Source organism: Alkalibacterium sp. s-m-28 (genome assembly GCF_054658175.1).
Genome location: NZ_BAAGIQ010000182.1, coordinates 1 through 1,857, shown reverse-complemented (window position 1 = coordinate 1,857; position 1,857 = coordinate 1). Strand labels below are relative to the sequence as shown.

Below are 1,857 nucleotides of genomic sequence, written 5' to 3'. Positions count from 1 at the left end.
TGTTATAATAGAGATACATTTAAAAGGAATGAGGATTAGCTATGCGTATTAAAAAGAATAAATCTAAACATTCTACCTCCTATTCTGTTATTGAAAGTTATCGTGATCGAAATGGTCGGTCTACAACTCGTGTTGTAGAATCATTAGGAAACGAAGAAGAGATTCGAAAAAAACATCCTGGCGTTGATCCTAATGAGTGGGCTCACGCCTATGTACAAAAATTAACAGAGGAAAAGAAAAAGAATGCCTCACAGATTATTGCAAAATATAATCCGACTAAACAAATTCCGCTGCACAAAAGACACTCGTATAATATTGGATACCTCTTTCTTCAAAAGATTTATCATGAATTGAAGTTTGACAAGCTCTGCCAACAAATCCAAAAGGAAAATCACTTTACTTTTGATTTAAATGAAATATTATCTCGTTTACTTTATATGCGTATTCTTCACCCTACATCTAAGAGAGGAACATTGGAACAAGCAAAAGAATTGCTTGAACCCCATTCGATCGAACCACAGCACATCTACCGCGCTCTTGATGTTTTAGAGAAGAATATAGACCGCATACAAGAAACAGCCTATAAAAATAGTGTGTCAATTGTCGATCGACAAACGGAAGTCCTTTATTATGACTGCACTAATTTCTTTTTTGAGATTGAAGAAGCCGATGGCTTGAAACAATACGGAATGTCTAAAGAAAATCGTCCGAATCCAATTGTTCAAATGGGATTATTCATGGATGGAAACGGGCTACCGCTTGCTTATAACCTCAATCCGGGAAATACAAATGAACAACCCACGTTAAAACCTCTTCAGAAAAGGATTATGAAAGATTTCGACTTATCAAAAATGATTGTGATTACTGACGCTGGTCTCTCTTCTGCAGATAACCGAAAATACAACACATTAGGACAAAGAGGGTTTGTGACCACTCAATCTATAAAAATGCTTCCAAAGCATTTAAAAGCCTTTGCTTTAGATAAAACGGGCTGGAAACTTACCCATACAACGGGGAAAAATCGACTCAAAGAGTATGATTTATCCACTTTAGATCCAAAGAAATATGCGGAGAATACTTTCTATAAAGAACGTTGGATTAATGAAAAAGGGCTTGAACAACGTTTAATCATTACTTTTTCTTTTAAATATCAAAGCTATCATCAAAAGATTCGGGAAGGCCAGATTGAACGAGCCCTAAAAAAAATTGATAATCCTAGTCAGTTGAAAAAGAAAAGAGCAAATGATCCTAACCGATTTATTGAATCAGTAAGCTTTACTAAAAATGGCGAAGTAGCTAAAAAGACGCACTATACACTAAATAGTGAACAAATAGAGAAAGAAGCTCAGTATGATGGGCTTTATGGGGTGTGTACTAATGTTCATTCTACTCCAGAAGAAATTGTGGCGATTAATCAAAGACGATGGGAAATTGAAGAAACATTTCGAATTATGAAAAGTGAAATGAAATCACGTCCTGTATACCTTCAAAAAGATGAACGCATTCAAGCTCACTTCTTGACCTGTTTTCTCTCTTTATTAATCTTTCGTATCTTGGAAAAGAAATTAGGAGAAACCTTTACATGTCCAGAAATTATCGAAACGCTAAAGAAAATGAGGGTGTATGATGCGAAAGGACACGGTTATATCCCAACGTACATGCGGACTCATTTAACTGATCATTTACATGAAACCTTTGGGTTTCGGACAGATACAGAAATTGTGAGCAACAAAATAATAAAAAAAATTATTAAAGATACAAAAATAGCAAAATAGTACCCTATTTTGAGCATTTTTAAACCCCGGTAAATCCCTTAGTGTAGGGATTTATCGGGGTTTTGGGTGTTAAAGATGAGAT

At 35.1% G+C, this 1,857-nt stretch carries 1 protein-coding gene; it reads left to right on the top strand.

The genetic code is table 11. The features are described 5' to 3' along the window. Window positions 1-41 precede the first annotated feature (41 nt). Window positions 42-1,775, top strand: a complete 1,734-nt coding sequence (locus tag ACYQ4S_RS11790; protein WP_459771332.1) for an IS1634 family transposase — start codon at window positions 42-44, stop codon at window positions 1,773-1,775. Window positions 1,776-1,857 lie beyond the last annotated feature (82 nt).